15 protein-coding genes are annotated in these 18,098 nt (G+C 66.0%); 5 read left to right on the top strand and 10 right to left on the bottom strand.

Features of this window, described 5'->3' with window-relative positions; translation table 11 throughout:
* Nucleotides 1–11 precede the first annotated feature (11 nt).
* Nucleotides 12–3,803, top strand: coding sequence for a methionine synthase (gene metH / locus CRO48_RS07955; protein WP_097137922.1), 3,792 nt, complete (start codon nt 12–14; stop codon nt 3,801–3,803).
* A 137-nt stretch (nt 3,804–3,940) separates the two neighbouring features.
* Nucleotides 3,941–4,723, top strand: coding sequence for an alpha/beta fold hydrolase (locus tag CRO48_RS07950; protein ID WP_097137920.1), 783 nt, complete (start codon nt 3,941–3,943; stop codon nt 4,721–4,723).
* Nucleotides 4,724–4,738: 15 nt separating this feature from the next.
* On the opposite strand, the gene cobM is transcribed toward CRO48_RS07950, so the two are convergent.
* Together cobM and cbiE are read right to left on the bottom strand one after the other, a co-directional pair.
* Nucleotides 4,739–5,500 carry a precorrin-4 C(11)-methyltransferase gene (cobM, locus tag CRO48_RS07945; protein ID WP_097137919.1) on the bottom strand — a complete coding sequence of 254 codons (762 nt, stop codon included), beginning with the start codon at nt 5,498–5,500 and terminating at the stop codon, nt 4,739–4,741.
* Between the two features lie 99 nt (nt 5,501–5,599).
* Nucleotides 5,600–6,856, bottom strand: a complete 1,257-nt coding sequence (cbiE, locus tag CRO48_RS07940; protein WP_097137917.1) for a precorrin-6y C5,15-methyltransferase (decarboxylating) subunit CbiE — start codon at nt 6,854–6,856, stop codon at nt 5,600–5,602.
* Here cbiE and CRO48_RS07935 point away from each other — a divergent pair.
* Nucleotides 6,840–7,610 (top strand): cobalt-precorrin-6A reductase, encoded by a 771-nt coding sequence (locus CRO48_RS07935; RefSeq protein WP_176526686.1) that lies wholly within the window; start codon nt 6,840–6,842, stop codon nt 7,608–7,610. The two genes, cbiE and CRO48_RS07935, sit on opposite strands and share 17 nt — an antisense overlap.
* Here CRO48_RS07935 and CRO48_RS07930 read toward each other — a convergent pair.
* The 6 genes from CRO48_RS07930 to CRO48_RS07905 all read right to left on the bottom strand — a co-directional run bounded on the left by CRO48_RS07930 (nt 7,574) and on the right by CRO48_RS07905 (nt 12,822).
* Nucleotides 7,574–8,338, bottom strand: a complete 765-nt coding sequence (locus CRO48_RS07930; protein WP_097137915.1) for a precorrin-3B C(17)-methyltransferase — start codon at nt 8,336–8,338, stop codon at nt 7,574–7,576. The genes CRO48_RS07935 and CRO48_RS07930 overlap by 37 nt on opposite strands.
* Nucleotides 8,335–9,072 (bottom strand): precorrin-2 C(20)-methyltransferase, encoded by a 738-nt coding sequence (locus tag CRO48_RS07925; RefSeq protein WP_097137913.1) that lies wholly within the window; start codon nt 9,070–9,072, stop codon nt 8,335–8,337. The genes CRO48_RS07930 and CRO48_RS07925 overlap by 4 nt, the downstream gene beginning before the upstream one ends.
* Nucleotides 9,069–9,701, bottom strand: a complete 633-nt coding sequence (locus CRO48_RS07920; protein ID WP_097137911.1) for a precorrin-8X methylmutase — start codon at nt 9,699–9,701, stop codon at nt 9,069–9,071. Before CRO48_RS07920 ends, CRO48_RS07925 begins: the two co-directional genes overlap by 4 nt.
* A complete protein-coding gene (cobG, locus tag CRO48_RS07915) occupies nt 9,698–11,086 on the bottom strand; it encodes a precorrin-3B synthase (RefSeq protein ID WP_245423457.1) in 1,389 nt (462 codons plus the stop codon). The genes CRO48_RS07920 and cobG overlap by 4 nt, the downstream gene beginning before the upstream one ends.
* A complete protein-coding gene (gene cobF, locus CRO48_RS07910; RefSeq protein ID WP_280952651.1) occupies nt 11,083–11,865 on the bottom strand; it encodes a precorrin-6A synthase (deacetylating) in 783 nt (260 codons plus the stop codon). Before cobF ends, cobG begins: the two co-directional genes overlap by 4 nt.
* A gap of 132 nt (nt 11,866–11,997) precedes the next feature.
* Entirely contained in the window at nt 11,998–12,822 is an 825-nt protein-coding gene (locus CRO48_RS07905) for an AraC family transcriptional regulator (RefSeq protein WP_097137907.1), read from the bottom strand.
* Between the two features lie 117 nt (nt 12,823–12,939).
* Between CRO48_RS07905 and CRO48_RS07900 the strand changes: the two genes are divergently transcribed.
* On the top strand, nt 12,940–14,136 hold the full coding sequence (locus tag CRO48_RS07900) for an MFS transporter (protein ID WP_097138064.1): 1,197 nt from the start codon (nt 12,940–12,942) through the stop codon (nt 14,134–14,136).
* Between the two features lie 81 nt (nt 14,137–14,217).
* Here CRO48_RS07900 and CRO48_RS07895 read toward each other — a convergent pair whose 3' ends face one another.
* Together CRO48_RS07895 and CRO48_RS07890 are read right to left on the bottom strand one after the other, a co-directional pair.
* Nucleotides 14,218–15,501: an NAD(P)/FAD-dependent oxidoreductase gene (locus CRO48_RS07895; protein WP_097137905.1), complete on the bottom strand. Its 1,284-nt coding sequence runs from the start codon at nt 15,499–15,501 to the stop codon at nt 14,218–14,220.
* A gap of 127 nt (nt 15,502–15,628) precedes the next feature.
* Nucleotides 15,629–16,522: a LysR family transcriptional regulator gene (locus tag CRO48_RS07890; protein WP_097137903.1), complete on the bottom strand. Its 894-nt coding sequence runs from the start codon at nt 16,520–16,522 to the stop codon at nt 15,629–15,631.
* A gap of 171 nt (nt 16,523–16,693) precedes the next feature.
* Here CRO48_RS07890 and hglS point away from each other — a divergent pair, with 171 nt between their 5' ends.
* Nucleotides 16,694–18,091: a 2-oxoadipate dioxygenase/decarboxylase HglS gene (gene hglS, locus CRO48_RS07885; RefSeq protein ID WP_097137901.1), complete on the top strand. Its 1,398-nt coding sequence runs from the start codon at nt 16,694–16,696 to the stop codon at nt 18,089–18,091.
* Nucleotides 18,092–18,098: the final 7 nt, after the last annotated feature.

Here is an 18,098-nt window from a genome sequence, read left to right as displayed (position 1 = left end):
AGGGCTTTGCCATGGCATCGACCGACCTCGACGACCTTTTCGGTCCTGAACTTCCACCCCGCAACGGCAAGGACATCGCAGATGCGCTGCGCGAAGCCGCGCGCGAGCGCATTCTCGTTCTCGACGGCGCGATGGGCACGGAAATCCAGACGCTCGGGTTGGTCGAAGACGACTTCCGCGGCAGCCGTTTCGGCGACTGCGCCTGCCACCAGCAGGGCAACAACGACCTGCTGACGCTGACACAGCCCGCCGCGATCGAGGACATCCACTATCGCTACGCGCTCGCCGGCGCGGATATTCTCGAGACCAACACCTTCTCCTCCACCACCATCGCCCAGGCCGACTACGGCATGGAAGCGATGGTCTACGAACTCAACCGCGACGGCGCGCGCCTCGCCCGCCGCGCCGGCCTGCGGGCGCAGGAAAAGGACGGCAGGCGCCGCTTCGTCGCCGGCGCGCTCGGCCCGACCAACCGCACGGCCTCGATCTCGCCGGACGTCAACAATCCCGGCTACCGCGCCGTCACCTTCGACGTCCTGCGCATTGCCTATGCGGAGCAGGTCCGCGGCCTGATCGACGGCGGCGCCGACATCATCCTGATCGAGACGATCTTCGATACGCTGAACGCCAAGGCCGCGATCTTCGCCACCCGCGAGGTCTTCGAGGAAAAGGGCATCGAACTGCCCGTCATGATCTCCGGCACGATCACCGACCTGTCGGGCCGGACGCTTTCCGGCCAGACGCCGGAGGCCTTCTGGAACTCGGTCCGCCACGCGCAGCCCTTCTCGATCGGGCTGAATTGCGCGCTCGGCGCCAACGCCATGCGCGCCCATCTGGACGAGATCTCCTCCGTCGCCGACACCTTCGTCTGCGCCTATCCGAATGCCGGCCTGCCGAACGCCTTTGGCAAGTATGACGAGACGCCGGAGGAAATGGCGGCCCAGATTGAGGGCTTCATGCGCGACGGCCTCGTCAATATCGTCGGCGGCTGCTGCGGCTCGACGCCGGCGCATATCCGGGCCATCGCCGAGGCTGCGGCGCGCCACAGGCCGCGCGAAATCCCCAGCATCCAGCGGCACATGCGCCTCTCCGGCCTTGAGCCCTTCACGCTGACCGACACGATTCCCTTCGTGAATGTCGGCGAGCGCACCAACGTCACCGGCTCGGCGAAGTTCCGCAAGCTGATCACCGCCGGCGACTATGCGGCCGCCCTCGACGTCGCCCGCGACCAGGTGGCGAACGGCGCGCAGGTGATCGACATCAACATGGACGAGGGCCTGATCGATTCGGCCAAGGCGATGGTGGAATACCTCAACCTGATCGCCGCCGAACCCGACATCGCCCGCGTGCCTGTCATGATCGACAGCTCCAAATGGGAGGTGATCGAGGCGGGCCTCAAATGCGTGCAGGGCAAGCCGCTGGTCAACTCGATCTCGTTGAAGGAAGGCGAGGAAGCCTTCCTTCTCCATGCCAAGCTCGTGCGGGCCTACGGCGCCGCCGTCGTGGTCATGGCCTTCGACGAGAAAGGCCAGGCCGACACGAAGGCGCGCAAGGTGGAGATCTGCACCCGCGCCTACAATCTCTTGACGGAAGTGGCCGGCCTGCCGCCGGAAGACATCGTCTTTGATCCGAACATCTTTGCGGTCGCCACCGGCATCGAGGAGCACGACAACTACGGCGTCGACTTCATCGAGGCGACGGCCGAGATCGTCGAAACCCTCCCGCATGTCCACATCTCCGGCGGCGTCTCCAATCTCTCCTTCTCCTTCCGGGGCAACGAGCCGGTCCGCGAGGCGATGCACGCCGTCTTCCTCTACCACGCCATCCAGGCGGGCATGGACATGGGCATCGTCAATGCCGGACAGTTGGCCGTCTACGACACCATCGAGCCGGACCTGCGCGAGGCCTGCGAGGATGTGGTGCTGAACCGCGTGCCCAAGGGCGGCGGCACTGCGACGGAGCGTCTGCTTGAGATCGCCGAGCGCTTCAAGGGCGCGGCCGGAAAGGAAGCGAAGGAGCGCGACCTCGCCTGGCGCGAATGGCCGGTGGAGAAGCGCCTGGCGCACGCCCTCGTCAACGGCATCACCGAATTCGTCGAGGCCGATACGGAGGAGGCGCGACAGAACGCCGAACGGCCGCTGCACGTCATCGAAGGCCCGCTGATGGCCGGCATGAACGTCGTCGGCGACCTCTTCGGCGCCGGCAAGATGTTCCTGCCGCAGGTAGTCAAATCCGCCCGCGTGATGAAGCAGGCCGTCGCCGTGCTCCTGCCCTACATGGAGGCGGAGAAGCTGGCAAACGGCGGCAGCGGCGAACGACAGAGCGCCGGCAAGATCCTGATGGCGACCGTCAAGGGCGACGTGCACGACATCGGCAAGAACATCGTCGGCGTCGTGCTCGCCTGCAACAACTACGAGATCATCGATCTCGGGGTCATGGTGCCGGCGACCAAGATCCTCGAGACGGCGAAGGCCGAGAAGGTCGACATCATCGGCCTGTCCGGCCTCATCACGCCCTCGCTCGACGAGATGGTGCACGTCGCAGCCGAGATGGAGCGCGAAGGCTTCGATATCCCGCTGCTCATCGGCGGCGCGACGACGAGCCGCGTGCACACGGCGGTGAAGATCCACCCGCGCTACGACCGCGGCCAGGCGGTCTACGTCACCGACGCCAGCCGCGCCGTCGGCGTCGTCGGCAGCCTGCTGTCCGCCGACATGAAGCCGGCCTATGTCGAGACGCTGAAGGCGGAATACCGCAAGGTGGCCGACGCCCATGCCCGCAGCGAGGCGGAAAAGCAGCGTCTGCCGCTCGCAAGGGCACGCGAAAATGCCTTCAGGGCCGACTGGGCCGCCTACCGTCCGAAGACGCCCTCCTTCCTCGGCACCCGCGTCTGGCAGGACTGGGACCTGGCCGAGCTTGCCCGGTACATCGACTGGACGCCCTTCTTCCAGACCTGGGAGCTGAAGGGTGTCTACCCCAGGATCCTCGACGACGAGAAGCAGGGGCCGGCCGCCCGCCAGCTTTTTGCCGATGCACAGGCGATGCTCGACAAGATCATCGCGGAAAAGTGGTTCACCCCGAAAGCCGTCGTCGGCTTCTGGCCGGCGAATGCCGTCGGTGACGACATCCGCCTCTTCACCGACGAGACGCAAGCCAAGGAACTCGCCACCTTCTTCACGCTGCGCCAGCAGCTCTCCAAGCGCGACGGCCGGCCGAACGTGGCGCTTTCCGATTTCGTTGCCCCGGCGAACAGCGGCAAGCAGGACTATGTCGGCGGCTTCGTCGTCACTGCCGGCATTGGCGAGATTGCCATTGCGGAGCGCTTCGAACGGGCGAACGACGACTACAACTCGATCCTCGTAAAGGCGCTGGCCGATCGATTTGCCGAGGCCTTTGCCGAGCGGATGCATGAGTATGTCCGCAAGGAGCTCTGGGGCTATGCACCGGACGAGACGTTTGGCCCGACCGATCTGATCGGCGAGCCCTACGCCGGCATCCGCCCAGCACCCGGCTACCCCGCCCAGCCCGATCACACGGAAAAAACGACGCTCTTCCGTCTGCTCGATGCTGAAAGGGAGATTGGCGTCAGCCTGACGGAAAGCATGGCCATGTGGCCTGGCTCCTCTGTTTCGGGCCTCTATGTCGCCTGCCCCGAAAGCTACTATTTCGGTGTCGCCAAAGTGGAGCGAGACCAGGTCGAGGACTACGCAGCCCGCAAGGGCATGGCGGTGAGCGAAGTCGAGCGCTGGCTCGGGCCGGTCCTGAACTACGTGCCGGCGCCGATTGCCGAGGCGGCAGAGTAGGCAGCGCGGTCGCAGCCAACGACCGACGTCTCCGACGATACCGGGCCCGGATATCGGGTCGGCATCGTGCGCGGCTGCGGGTGGCTTGGCCGGCCACCTGATTTGACAATACGCCCCGCTCCGCTGAAACTCGCCACATGCCCTATCTGCACCGTGACGGCGTCGCGCTCTACTACGAATGGGACGACGGCGGCGCCCCGCCCGTCGTCCTCCTGCACGGCTGGTGCTGTGATCACAGCTTCCTCGCCCCGCAGCGCGCGCATCTCGCCCGCGCCGGCCACGCCATATTGTCGCTTGATCTTCGGGGACACGGACGCAGCGACGCACCGCAACAGCCTTACCCGATCTCCGCCTTTTCCGACGACGTGATCTGGATCTGTGCGGAACTGGGGCTGAAACGCCCCGTTCTCCTCGGCCACAGCATGGGCGGTATCGTCGCCTACGACATCGCCGCCCGCCGACCGGACCTGCCCGGCGCCATCGTCATGATCGATTCGGCCGTCGCGCGGCCCGCCGCGGCCCAAAAGATGATCGGCCCGATCGCCGAACGCCTGAGGGGGCCCGACTACCGCGACGAACTGCGCGAGCTGATGACCTCCGCCTTCTTCCTCGCAACAGACGATGCAGACCGCCGCGAGCAGATCCTCAAGGCGATGACGGCGGCGCCACAGCACGTGATGGTGTCGGCTTATCTCGGACTTGGGGATTTCGACCCAACGATCGCCCACGTCCCGGTCTCAACGCCGAGTCTCTACATCGCCGCCAACGAACCCTCCCCTCGTAGCGACATCGCGCGACTGAAGGAACTCGTCCCGGCCCTGATGGTCGGTCAGACGGTCGGCTCGGGTCACTTCTGTCAGCTGGAAGTGCCCGGCCAGGTCAATGCCATGATCGACCGCTTCCTTGCCTTGACCGGCTGAGAGCGGCCAGCCGGCCTACTCCCCCCGTCCCCGGAACCGCCGCTGGTAGGCCGGGTCGTAGAGCGAGCTCTCACGGAAATCCTCTGCCGCAAGGGTCGGTCCGACGAAGATCAGCGCCGTTCGTTCGATCGGCTCCTCTGCGACCTTGGCGACGATGTCGGCAAGCGTGCCGCGCACGACGCGCTCGTCCGGCCAGGATGCCTTGACGACGATCGCCACGGGGCACTCTTCGCCGTAGAGCGGCACAAGTTCGGCAACGACCTGCTCTAGCGCGTGGATCGCAAGATGGATCGCAAGTGTGGCGCCCGTGGCGCCGAAGCCCTGCAGCGTCTCGCGGTTCGGCATAGGGGAAGCACGGCCGGAGACACGGGTGAGCACGAGGCTCTGCGCCACGGCCGGGATCGTCAGCTCGCGCTTCAGCGCGGCTGCGGCCGCCGCGAAGGACGGCACACCCGGCGTCAGCGTATAGGCGATGCCGTGCTTCTCCAGCCGGCGGATCTGCTCGGCTACCGCACTCCACACCGAAAGATCGCCGGAATGCAGCCGCGCCACGTCCTCGCCCGCGTCCGCGGCGCGGACATATTCCGCCTCGATCTCGTCCAGCGACATCGGCGCCGTATCGACGATGCGCGCGCCCGACGGGCAATACTGGAGAAGTTCCGGCGAGACGATCGATCCGGCGTAAAGGCAGACAGGGCAGCGGCCGATCAGGTCGCGCCCACGGACGGTTATCAGGTCGGCGGCCCCCGGTCCGGCGCCAATGAAATGAACGGTCATTCTGTCTCTTTCCTCAATGTTGGCGCATCGCGGGCCCAATAACCGAACCGAAGCGGCTATGTCGCCGTACCGGTCTGCCCTCGGCTGCCTTCGGTCCCATCATTTCGGCTTCACCCAGCTCCATTGGGTCACCGGCATCGCCGGTCGCCAGCCTGTCATCTGTCCCACCGGAGCTGCCCGCGCGATGTCGATCCGGATCAGCGAACCGCCGCGACGGCCATGGGCGGTTAGCAGCACCGCCTCCATCTCGGTCGTCACGGCATTTGCGACCAGCCGCCCGCCCGGCTTCAACGCCGCAAGCGCAGCGTCGAAGACCCCGTCCTCGCTGCCGCCGCCACCGATGAAGATCGCGTCGGGAGTTGGCAGACCGACCAATGCCGTCGGCGCGGTGCCCTCTGTAACCGACAAGCCCGGGACGCCGAAACGGGCAGCGTTGCTGCGGATGCGTGCCGCCCGCTCAGGCACAGCCTCGATCGCGATCGCGCGCAACGAGGGATCGGCGAGCATCCATTCGACCCCAATCGACCCCGAACCCGCACCGATATCCCACAAAAGCTCGCCGTGCCGCGGCGCCAGCGCCGACAGCGTCAGCGCACGCACTTCGCGCTTGGTGATCTGCCCGTCGTGCTCGAAAAGCCCATCGTCCAGACCGGCCGTATAAGGCAGGACGCGCGCGCCCGCAGCGGCTTCGACTTCGACGGCGCAGACGTTCAGCATGTCGATTTCGCCGAACTCAGGACGTTGCGCAAGGTGCGAACTGACCCGCTCCCGCGGGCCGCCTAGCGCTTCCAGCACCGTCAGCCGCGATCCGCCGAAGCCGGCTTCGGAAAGCAGCGCCGCAAGCGCATGCGGACCGTGGCTGTCCGACGTCAGCGCCAGGATGCGCATGCCCGGATGCAGGTGCGGACGGATCAGATCGACCGGCCGGCCATGCAGCGAAAGGCAGGCGGTGTCCTGCAGCGCCCAGCCCATGCGCGACGCCGCAAGACTGAAGGCCGAGGGAGCCGGCAGCACCGTCATTTCGGTGCGCTGGATTTTCCGTGACAGCGTCACGCCGACGCCGAAGAAGAACGGATCGCCCGAGGCGAGCACCGCGACCGGCCGCCCCCGGGCGGAAAGCACCGCTTCGACGGAGCGCTCGAACGGGCTCAGCCATGTCCTGCCTTCGCCGGCGATCGCTTCCGCCGCAAGCTCCAGATGCCGTGCGCCGCCGAAGACGATCTCGGCCCGCGCAATTGCCGCCTTGGCGGTGTCGGAAAGACCGGCTAGACCATCCTCGCCGATCCCGACGATGGTGAGCCAGGGCGCGGAGGCGGCGGAAAGGGCGGACGGATCAGGCGTGGACAAGATGCGCATCCTCATTCTGGGCGGTACGGCGGAAGCGCGCGAACTGGCAGAGCGACTGGCGCCACGCGACGCGCTTCAGGTGACGCTGTCGCTCGCCGGCCGCACGCTCGATCCCGCGCCCCAGCCGGCTCCGACCCGAACGGGCGGGTTCGGCGGGGTTCAGGGCCTGCGCGATTATCTTCGCCTCAACCGCATCGATCTCCTGGTCGACGCGACCCACCCCTTCGCCCGCCGGATTTCCGCCAATGCGGAGCGTGCGGCGGTGATGTCGGACACGCCGCTCATCCGCTTGCAGCGCGCCGGCTGGCGACCGGTCGAGGGCGACCGCTGGACGCGCGTGCCCACGCTCACAGATGCCGTGGCAGCTCTCGGCGCCGAACCGAGCCGCATCTTTCTCGCGATCGGCCGGCAGGAAGCCCATCACTTCAATACAGCCGCCCATCACAGCTATTTCGTTCGCAGCGTCGATCCCGTCGATCCGCCGCTGACGGTGCCGGACGCCACCTACATCCTCGCCCGCGGCCCCTTTGCCGTCGAGGACGAAATCGACCTCCTGCGCCATCACCGCATCGACGCAATCGTTTCCAAGAACAGTGGCGGCGAAGCCACCTACGCCAAAATCGCCGCAGCACGCGCGCTCGGCCTGCCGGTCGTCATGGTGGAACGAACCGGAAGCAATGATGTCCCTGTGGCGGAAACGGTGGATGCGGCACTGGCGCTGGTCGATCATGTTGCCTCCGCAGGCAGGAAGCGCGGCGTATAGACAAGGTCGTGGCGCCCCTCGCGGGCGATCACCCGCGTCTGCGGCGAACCGATGATGACGCATGTCGCCATGTCCGCCCGCTCCGCGTCCGCCTCGCCGAGCGGCATGACCAGCATGCGCTCGTCCGGCCGGCCGGCAGCGCGACCGAAGACGACCGGGGTGCGTGCCGGCAGGACCTCGCGCAGGATTTCGAACGCCTTGCCGAGTTGCCAGGGCCGCGCCTTGCTGATCGGGTTGTAGAAGGCCATCACCAGCCCAGCCTCGGCCACGAGACGCAACCGCTTCTCGATCACCGACCAGGGCTTGAGGTTGTCTGACAGCGAGATCGCGCAGAAGTCATGGCCGAGCGGCGCGCCGATCCGGGCGGCGACGGCAAGCATCGCGGTCACGCCGGGCACGACCACGAGGTCGATCCCGCGCCATTCGGCAGGGCCTGCATCGATCGCCTCGCAGACCGCGGCGGCCATGGCAAAGACCCCAGGATCGCCGCCGGAGACGACACACACGTTCACGCCCTCGGCCGCGCGCTTCAGCGCCGCCTGCGCCCGATCGAGCTCCTCGCGATTGTCGGAGGCGACCTTCTTCTGGTCCGGCCGCAGCGAAAGGCGGTCGATATAGGGAAAGTAGCCGAAGAACTCGGCCGAATCGGCAACCGCGCGCAAAGCTTCCGGCGTCATCTGGTCCGGATTTCCGGGGCCGGTGCCAATCACATGGAGCCTGCCGCTCATTGCCTGCCGCTCCAGCCGGGAACGAGCACCAGCGAGAAATAGGGCGCGGTGTCGTCGAGCTTCTCGGAGAGACGGACGGCCCGGCTTTCCGGCATGGTGCCGCGCTCGACATAGATGGCCTCGACGAGCCGGCCCGCCGCCGACAGCGCCCGGCGGATCTTCGGCAGGTTGCGCCCGACCTTCATGATGACTGCGGCCTGCGTGTCGGCCAGCCGGCGCGACATCTCCTCCTCGACCATCGTTCCGGGAAGCACCGACAGCACGTCGTCGCCCTGCACGATCGGCAGCCCGGAGAGCGACCAGCAACCGGACATCGCCGTGATGCCGGGGATGACCTCCGTCGGAAAGCGGTCCGCAAGCCGGACATGCAGGTGCATATAGGAGCCGTAGAACATCGGGTCGCCCTCCGAGAGGATGGCAACAGTGCGGCCTGCTTCCAGATGTGCCGCGACCGCAGCTGCCGAGGCGTCGTAGAACGACGTGATCTGGCTCTTGTAGTCGTCGTGATCCTTGTGGATCTCGGTGGTGACAGGATAGTACAGCGGCAGTTCGACCATGCCCGGCTTCAACAGGCCTTCCACGATCGCCCGGCCGTTGCCCGTGCGGCCCGACTTGGCGAAAAAGGCGAGCACGTCGGCCTCGCCGATCGCGCGTACCGCCTTCAGCGTCAAAAGCTCCGGATCGCCCGGTCCCGTTCCCACACCGAAGAGACGTCCTCGCCGAATGTTGCTCATAGGCCCGCCCTCGCCAGAGAATTGAGTGCGGCGGCCGTCATGGCGCTGCCGCCCATCCGGCCGCGAACGATCGCAAACGGGACGCCGTAGGCGTTTTCCGCCAGCGCGTCCTTGGATTCCGCCGCACCGACGAAGCCGACGGGCATGCCGAGGATGGCAGCCGGCTTCGGCGCACCGTCGCGCAGGAGTTCCAGCAGGTAGAACAGGGCCGTCGGCGCGTTGCCGATGGCCACGACCGAACCCGCCATCCGCTCGAGCCAGAGCCGGATCGCCGCCGCCGAGCGCGAATTGCCGATCTCGCTTGCAAGCTGAGGCGTGCGCGGATCACGCAACGTGCAGATGACCTCGTTTTCCGCCGGCAGCCGTGCGGCCGTCACCCCGCGCGCCACCATCTCGGCGTCGCAGAAGATCGGCGCACCCGACCGCAGCGCCACCCGCCCGGCAGAAACGAAGCCGGGCGAAAACTCGATATGCTCTGCTGCCTCCACCAGCCCGCAGGCATGGATCATGCGCACGGCGACATCCGCCTCTTCCTCGGAGAAGCGGGCCAGATCCGCCTCGGCGCGGATGATCGCGAAGGAACGTTCATAGATGGCGTTGCCATCCTTGATGTAGTCGTAGTCTGTCATTGCCTGCCCTGCTGGACGGCTTCGAGAATCGTTCCGGCTCCCAGCCGGTCGATCGTTCGATGCGCCGTCTCCCCCTTCAATTTCCGTTCGCGGACCTTTGCCGCGAGATTTTCCATGACGTCGCAAATGGCCCGCGGCGAAAGCGTCGCCAGCGCTGCGTCCCCGGCAAGTCCTCCGAGAACGAGACCGATGCCCTCCGGCCGGCCGCAGAGCGCCAGGCCGGCAGCACGGGGATGCGCGCACCCCTTCGGGCAACCGGAAATGTGGATGGTCATCGACCCGTCCAGCAGGTCCGTCGCGGACGCCGTCAGCAGGTCTGCGACGGCCCTGGTGTCGAAGCTTCCCGACGCGCAGCCGGCGGAACCGGCACAGACGGCAATCGCATTTCCGGGCGTGTCGGCCCGGGTCCAGAACCCCAATTCCTCTGCCAGTACGGTCGCTGCCTCCACTTTGCCTGCGGAAAGGCCGAGCGCCAGCAGCGCCCGATGCGGCGATAGCCGGATCTCCGTCGCCCCGAGGCCGGAAAGCCCCCGCATGAGGACTTGAAGCGAGGCGGCGTCGGCTGCGCCATAGGGAAGGCCGATGCCAAGCACGCCGCGCATGCCGATTTCGTGGCGACCAATCGGCAACAGTGGACATGCAGACAGCGTTCCCGAACTTTCCTCGGTTGCCATCGAGGCAAGCGCTTCCTTCAACCCGTCGACGTCAAGATTGCGCCCGCGTGCAGCGGGACCGGCTCCATCAAGCGCCTTCAGGATGATCGAGAGTGCAGCAAGCGCATCTGCATCCGCGACGGTCGCAACGGCGCGTGCGGCGTCGGCATCACCGCCGACGGAAATCCGCCAGAACAGGCTCTCTCCGCCACGCAGCGCATCCAGCCGGATGTCCGCCACCATGTCGGCAAGGTTTAACCGCCCGCCGCCATCGATGACGATCGAGAGCTTCGGCGCCAACCGAAGCATGGAGAGCGGCCCGCCGAGCGCATCCCGTATTGCAGCCGCAAGCGGCGTCGCATCGGCGATCTCTTGCGGGTCGAGGCCGGATAGCGCAGGGGTCTCGACCGCGACGCCGCGATGGAAATCGATCCCCGCTTCTGCAAGTGCTGCGGCAAGGCGCGGCACAGTCTCGCCTCGCAGTCCGCGGATCTGAAGGTTGCCGCGCGCAGTAACTTCCAACAGGCCGTTTCCATGTTCTGCGGCAAGTTGTGCGAGCAGGACCCAGTCCGACGGCGGCAGGCCGGGACGCTTCGGCCGCAGCCGCACCAGCAGTCCATCGCCCGTCTGCATGGGGGCTGCGAGCGAGGGGCAGGCGCCGCGCCGCGGGGACGCCGCAGCGACCTGAGGTACCGCCGGCGCGTTTCCGGTCCGCTGCAGGCCGGCGCTCACGTCTCGCCCTCCGTCTCCGGTCCGTCGCGGCGGCGGATCAGATAGGCGTCCATGATCCAGCCGTTTTGCTGCCGTGCACGGCTGCGGGTTTCTGAAATCGTCTCGGCCACCTCGTCGAGACGGCCTGAAATCGTCACCTCCAGCGGCGTGCCGAGATAGGCGCCCCAATGGATTTCGGCGTCGCGATCCTGCACCGTGCGGAACGCCTCGACGCCGTCGAGCATGACGACGACATCGCCCGTCCCCTCCGGCCAGCCTTCGGACAGCCGCCGCCCCGTCGTGATCTGCACCGGCAGGCCGATGCGGTTGAGCGCGATCTTGCGGCTGGCGCAGAGCGCCTGGATGCTGGTGATGCCCGGGATGACCTCCAGCTCGAAAGCGACGCGCCCGGCGGCGCGGACGTGCTCGACGATGCGGATCGTGCTGTCGTAGAGCATCGGATCGCCCCAGACAAGCAGCCCGATCGTGTCGTCCGGCCCGGATCGCTCGAGGATCGTCTCCTCGTAGATCCTGGCGATAGCGTGGTGCCAGTCGTTGACGCCGCCGTCATAGCTGCCATCGGTGCGGCGCTTCGGCACGGCATACTCATGGATGCGGGTGGCTTCGTTCGTCAGGTAGCGTTCGCAGATATCGCGGCGCATGTCGGCAAGGAAGGCCTTCTCCTCGCCCTTGGTCGGGATGAGAAGCACGTCGGAGCGGTTCAGCGCGTTGATCGCTTGAACGGTCATGTGTTCGGGATTGCCTGCGCCTATCCCGATGATCAGAATTGTTCTCGACACGCTCACTCCCCGTGCGGCCAGCGCTCCCGGTTGCGGCCCGATCTGGGTCCCGCAGCTTCTTCCTAATCTCAAAGGTCGACCAAGAACAGTGCCCTGTGGGCGTCGTCGGCCTGTCTTTTTGAGACGACGGGCTCAGACAGCTGCCTGACGGGCGGTAAAATAGGTCCGCGGGGATGCACCGAGCATCCGCTTGAACATGGTGATGAAGGCTGGGACGCTCTCATAGCCGGCGTCGATCGCCACCGTCGTCACCGCTTCGCCGTTCGCAAGGCGCGGCATGCAGGCGAAAATGCAGGCCTGCTGTCGCCAGGTGGCGAAGCTGACGCCGGTCTCCTCCCGGAAGAGCCGGGTGAACGAGCGCCGGCTCATGTTGAGCCGCTTGGCCCAGTCGTCGATCTTCGCCCCCGGCACCGGGCGCTCGATGAAATCCCGGCAAAGCGCCGCAAGCCGCCCGCTGGCGGGAAAGGGCAGGCCCAGAGGCTGCTCGGTGAGCCTTTCGATCTCGTCCAGAAGCAGCGCCATCACCAGATCCTCGCGGCGGCCATCCCCCTCCTCATCCTTCAGCCTGATGGCGTCGGCCAGAAGATGATGAGCAAGCGCGCTGACCTCCAGCACGACAGGAACCGTGGCCTCTGCCCGGCCGTGTGAAGAGAGAATGTAGACCGAGCGCATGCTCACATCGCTGTACATTTCCACCGAATGCTCCAGACCGCGCGGGATCAGCAGCGCGTGTCCCGGCGGGATCATCCAACGCCCCCGCGCTGTGGCGACGAGCACCACACCGGCAAAGACGCACAGGAACTGCGTGCGCCGGTGGCTGTGCACCGGCACAACATACCCATGCGGAATCTCGTTGCTGTGAACGAGCACGTCGGCATTGGACTGCTCCATCCACGAAAGATTGCGCAAATGGTCGTCATTCAGGGTCGACAGCAATTTCGGGTCGAGCTTCTGCATGTTTTGGCCCACTCTCGAAAGAATTGGACCAGAGCACAAAAGCAGGCCGTGCGCAATCACGCTATGGGAGGCTTGAGGAAACACAATAACCAAATCTGAATGAGGACCGAGGATTCCATGTCGACGGCCGTACCCGTCGCGCAGGCTCATGTCGCGCGAACCAGTTTCTCCATCATCGTCGCCGTCAGCATCTGCCACATGCTGAACGACATCATGCAGTCGCTGCTGACGTCCCTCTATCCGCTGCTGAAGGACAACTATTCGCTCGACTTCGTCCAGATCGGCCTGCTGACCATGGCGTTCCAGGTGACAGCGTCGCTGCTGCAGCCGGTGGTGGGCATGGTGACGGATCGCTGGCCGATACCCTTCTCGCTGCCGCTCGGCATGGGCAGCACGTTTTTCGGGCTGTTCTTCCTCGCCTATGCGCACTCCTTCCCCGTGCTCGTGCTCGGCGCCTGCCTGATCGGCTTCGGCTCGGCGGTGTTCCATCCGGAATCCTCGCGCATTGCCCGCTCCGCCTCCGGCGGCCGCCACGGCCTTGCTCAATCCATGTTCCAGGTCGGCGGCAACGCCGGAACGGCGCTCGGCCCGCTGCTTGCGGCGTTCATCGTGCTGCCCTTCGGCCAGACGAGCGTTGCATGGTTCTCCGTCGCGGCCATGCTCGGCATGGTCATTCTGACCTGGGTCGGCCGGTGGTACGCCGAAGAGCGCCTGCGCTTGGCAAGCCGCCCGCCCGTCAGCCGTGAACTTCCGCTGCCAAGGGGCCGCGTCGCCTGGGCGCTCACCGTGCTCGTCCTGCTGACGACGACGAAGAACGTCTACCTGTCCTCGATCGGAAGCTATTTCACTTTTTACACGATCGGACGCTTCGGTCTGACGGTGCAGGAAGCCCAGCTGATGCTCTTCCTCTTCCTCGGCGCATCCGCAGCCGGCGTCTTCCTCGGCGGACCGATCGGCGACCGCTTCGGTGCGCGCTTCGTCATCTGGTTCTCCATTCTCGGCGTCATCCCCTTCGCGCTCATCATGCCCTATGCCAACCTCTTCTGGACGGGCGTGCTGACGGTGCTGATCGGGCTGATCTTCTCCTCCGCCTTTTCGGCCATCGTCGTCTTCGCGCAGGAGCTGGTGCCGGGTCGGGTCGGGCTGATCGCCGGCGTCTTCTTCGGCTTCGCCTTCGGCGCGGGCGGCCTTGGCGCGGCAGCGCTTGGCGTCTTCGCCGACACCCATGGCATCGACTTCGTCTACCGCGTCTGCTCCTACATGCCGCTGCTCGGCATCCTGACCATCTTCCTGCCGCGCCTGCCGACGCGCTGAGCAAGCACACCGCAAGCAAACAAGAAGGCCCGCGCTTCCTCCCAAGCGCGGGCCTTCCTTTCGAACCTTCTTACAGTGCGCTCAGACCCGCGCCTGGACCAGATGCGCCAGTTGCGCACCGACCTCGTAATAGCCTTCACGAATGGGGCGGAAGGATTGTGCAATCGGCTCGGTGACCGGCAGTGGCAGGTCGCCCTCCACGATCTCGCCGGCAATGTGGCGGGCCAGCACTTTGCCGAACACCGTCCCTGGCGCGATGCCGCGGCCGTTATAGCCGGAAAACCCGATCACATTCTGGGCAAGGCGATGGAAGCGCGGCAGGTTGTCGACGGTCATGCCTATCTTGCCGTACCATTCGGCCTCGAACTCGACCTCGCCGATCTCGGGAAACAGCTTCTTCAGCGACCGGCGCGCCCAGGCCTTGTGGATCGCGATGCCGGTGCCCCGCAGCGCGCCGACGCTGCCGAAAACGAGTCGGCCGAGCTTGTCGTAGCGATAGGAGGAGAGGATCTCCGCCGTATCCCACGCACCCTCCCGTCCCGGCAGGATCTTCTTCTGCAATTCAGGCGACAGCGGTTTCGTGGCGAAATTGAAGTAAGGCAGATGGACGAGCTCCGCACGCACCTCGGCCCAGGGCGCGACCGTATAGGCGTTGGTCGCTACGATCACCCAGTCCGCGGTCACCGATCCCCTGTCGGTATTGACCGTCCAGCGCTTGCCGGAACGCTCTGCTCCCGTCACGGGGCTTGACGAATAAACGTGGGCGCCGGCCGCGATCGCAGCTTTCGCCAGCCCTCGGACATAGGCGAGCGGCTGGATCGTGCCCGCACGCCTGTCCAGGAGGGCTCCGGTATAGGCGTCGGTGCCGACCCGCCGTGCCGTCTCCGCCGCGTCCAGCAGCGTCACCGGCGCGCCGCGGCGCGACCACTGCTCGGCCCGCGCCTGCAGTTCTTCCAGGCCGGATTTGCCGATCGCACAATGCAGCGTTCCGACGGGATTGATCTCGCATTCGATCGCATGCTTCTGCACAAGCTCGAACACGAGCTTCGGGGCGTTGCCGAGGAGATCGAGCAGGCGATCGCCGTAGAGCTGGCCAAGGACGCCGGGAAGATCGTCGGGCATCGTCCACATGCCGGCATTGACGAGCCCCACATTGCGGCCCGAGCCGCCGAAGCCGATTTCCTTGCCCTCCAGCAGAACCACCTTTGTCCCGCGCTCGGCGAGATGAAGCGCCGCCGAAAAGCCGGTGAACCCCCCGCCGACGATCACGACATCCGCCTCGGCCGGACCGGAGAGGGCCAGCGTGGGCGGCGCGGGCGGCGCGGTCAGTTCCCAAAGGCCGTGGGAGCGGGGATCGTTCTGCATGGGTTGTCTTCTTCAATGGACGAGTTCGGGATGGCGGCACATTCCCCCATTGCCGGCAAGGAGGAAAGTGCTGTTTCGGCACCGGGTCATTCACCTTGCGAATGAATCCAGGGGCTCTTGGCGCCGCTCAATTGACCTCGGTCGCGATCCAGGCACGAAAGGCCTGGCTCAGCGAGTTTTCGAGCTTTCCTTCGGGCACGACGAGATAATAGCTGTTGTCGGTCTGCATCGGCCGGTCAAAGACGACGGCAAGTCGGCCGGTCGCCAGTTCCTGCTCGATCAGGTAGCGCGGCAGGAGCGCAAAGCCCAGGCCCGCCACTGCCGCCTCGATCACCATGGAGAACTGGTCGAAGCGATGGCCCCGGTAGGCCGTCTCGGTCGCCCCGCCATTGATCTCGAACCATTGGGCCCAAAGCTTCGGCCGCGTGGCCAGATGCATCAGCGGCGCCGCCTCGAGATCCTTCGGCTCGCTCAGCCGCCAGTGCTGCAGAAGCTCCGGGCTGGCCGCGGGCAGGATCACCTCGCTGCAGAGATAGGAGCAGGTGGCCCGCGCCCAGACCGGCTGGCCATAATGGATGGCGAGGTCGAAACTCTCCTCGTCGAAGTCGAAGGGGGCCGAACGCGAGGCGACATTGAGCACCGTGCCCGGGTATCTCTTAAGGAACGCCGGGATGCGCGGGGTCAGCCAGCGGCTGCCGAAGGTCGGAAGCGTGGCGATGGTGAGGCTGTGGTCCGAGCGAGCCGCCGACATGGCGCGCAGCATCGTCTCTTCCGTCTGGTGCAGCAGCTTTCGCACCTCGGGCAGGAACCGGCGCCCGTCTTCCGAAAGGACGACGCGCTGGCGTACGCGCTCGAACAGAAGCACGCCGAGCTGCTCTTCCAGGTCCTTGATCTGCCGGCTGACCGCGCTCTGGGTGAGGTTCAGCTCATTGGCCGCCTGCGTGAAGCTGCCATGGCGCGCAGCACACTCGAACGCCTGCAGCGTGGTCACGTCGGGGATCAGCCTGCGGCTCAACTTCATTCGGCTCTCGCATCAACCCAGTCAAAACATGCGCGATCAATCGGCGTTCCGATCCGGTATGATCCATTTTAAGAATGATCGGGGCCCTCGCCCCTTGTAGAGCAATTCCAGGAAAAGTGTGAAGCTGTTTTCCATCCGGAACTGCGTAATATCGAGACGAGACGGGCCGCCATGAAAGAAAGAATACATACCTCCGCCGACGACATCCGCTCGGCATTCTCCGCCTCCATGTCGGCCATGTACCGCGACGAAGTCCCGGCCTACGGCACGCTGATGGCGCTGGTCGCGCGCGTCAACGAGGAAACGCTGGCGGCCGATCCGCACCTGCAAGCCCGCCTTGAAGCGACCGATTCGCTTGAGCGCATCTCCGAGGAACGCCATGGGGCCATCCGCCTCGGCACGCCGGCGGAGCTTTCGATGATGCGTCGCGTCTTTGACGTGATGGGTATGTACCCGGTCGGCTACTATGACCTCTCGACCGCCGGCGTTCCGGTTCACTCCACCGCGTTCCGCCCGGTCGGCGACGCGGCACTGAAGCGAAATCCCTTCCGGGTCTTCACATCGCTGCTGCGGCTTGACCTGATCGCCGACGAAGCGCTGCGCGCGCAAGCCTCCGAAGTCCTGGCGGGGCGGAGGATCTTTACCGACCGCGCCGTCGAGCTGGTCGAGAAGGCCGAAAAGGACGGCGGGCTGGACGCTGTTGATGCGGAGGCCTTCGTCGGCGAAGTGCTGGAGACTTTCCGCTGGCATGACCGGGCAATCGTCAGCGCCGACCTGTACAAGCGCCTGCACGACGCTCATCGCCTGATCGCCGACGTCGTATCCTTCAAGGGCCCGCACATCAACCATTTGACCCCGCGTACGCTGGATATCGACAAGGTGCAGGCGCGGATGCCGGGCGCCGGAATTGCACCCAAGGCGGTCGTCGAAGGCCCTCCGACCCGCAAGTGTCCGATCCTGCTGCGCCAGACGTCGTTCAAGGCGCTGGAAGAGCCGGTGTCGTTCATCGGCGAGGGCGGCGAATGGAAGGCCGGCTCGCACACCGCGCGCTTCGGTGAGATCGAGCAGCGCGGCATCGCGCTTACGCCGAAGGGTCGCGCGCTCTACGACAAGCTGCTGAACGATACGCGCGCCATCGCCCGTCCCGCAGCCGACGGATCCAATGCCGCAGAATACGAAGCGGCGCTGGCGAGCGTCTTTGAAGCCTTCCCGGACGACTGGAACGAGATTCGCAAGGCGGGCCTTGGCTATTTCACCTATTCGCTCACCGAGAAGGGCCGCGCCGGCAGGATCGCCGGAGACGACATCGAGGCGCTGATCGCAGCCGGCCACGTGCAGTTCGACCCGATCGTCTACGAGGACTTCCTGCCCGTTTCCGCTGCCGGCATCTTCCAGTCCAATCTCGGCGACGAGGCGGCGCAGGAATTTGTCGCAAGCCCCAACCAGGTGATGTTCGAGCGCGACCTCGGCGCCGGCGTGCTTGACGAGTTCGCCCACTATGCCGGCATTGAAAAGGCCTCTATTGAAGTGTGCCTTGGCGCTGCCGGCATGGCGGACGCCGCGGAGTAACGGTCGG

The sequence above is a fragment of the Rhizobium subbaraonis genome, assembly GCF_900220975.1.
GTDB lineage: Bacteria > Pseudomonadota > Alphaproteobacteria > Rhizobiales > Rhizobiaceae > Mycoplana > Mycoplana subbaraonis.
This window is presented reverse-complemented; position numbering and strand designations above follow the sequence as displayed.

Excerpts from the sequence above, each read along its gene's own strand:
- CRO48_RS07925 (WP_097137913.1), bottom strand. The coding sequence starts at position 9,072 with ATGAGCAACATTCGGCGAGGACGTCTCTTCGGTGTGGGAACGGGACCG.
- CRO48_RS07920 (WP_097137911.1), bottom strand. The coding sequence starts at position 9,701 with ATGACAGACTACGACTACATCAAGGATGGCAACGCCATCTATGAACGT.
- hglS (WP_097137901.1), top strand. The coding sequence starts at position 16,694 with ATGAAAGAAAGAATACATACCTCCGCCGACGACATCCGCTCGGCATTC.
- cobM (WP_097137919.1), bottom strand. The coding sequence starts at position 5,500 with ATGACCGTTCATTTCATTGGCGCCGGACCGGGGGCCGCCGACCTGATA.
- metH (WP_097137922.1), top strand. The coding sequence starts at position 12 with ATGGCATCGACCGACCTCGACGACCTTTTCGGTCCTGAACTTCCACCC.
- CRO48_RS07950 (WP_097137920.1), top strand. The coding sequence starts at position 3,941 with ATGCCCTATCTGCACCGTGACGGCGTCGCGCTCTACTACGAATGGGAC.
- CRO48_RS07895 (WP_097137905.1), bottom strand. The coding sequence starts at position 15,501 with ATGCAGAACGATCCCCGCTCCCACGGCCTTTGGGAACTGACCGCGCCG.
- CRO48_RS07890 (WP_097137903.1), bottom strand. The coding sequence starts at position 16,522 with ATGAAGTTGAGCCGCAGGCTGATCCCCGACGTGACCACGCTGCAGGCG.
- cbiE (WP_097137917.1), bottom strand. The coding sequence starts at position 6,856 with ATGCGCATCTTGTCCACGCCTGATCCGTCCGCCCTTTCCGCCGCCTCC.
- CRO48_RS07900 (WP_097138064.1), top strand. The coding sequence starts at position 12,940 with ATGTCGACGGCCGTACCCGTCGCGCAGGCTCATGTCGCGCGAACCAGT.
- CRO48_RS07930 (WP_097137915.1), bottom strand. The coding sequence starts at position 8,338 with ATGAGCGGCAGGCTCCATGTGATTGGCACCGGCCCCGGAAATCCGGAC.
- CRO48_RS07905 (WP_097137907.1), bottom strand. The coding sequence starts at position 12,822 with ATGCAGAAGCTCGACCCGAAATTGCTGTCGACCCTGAATGACGACCAT.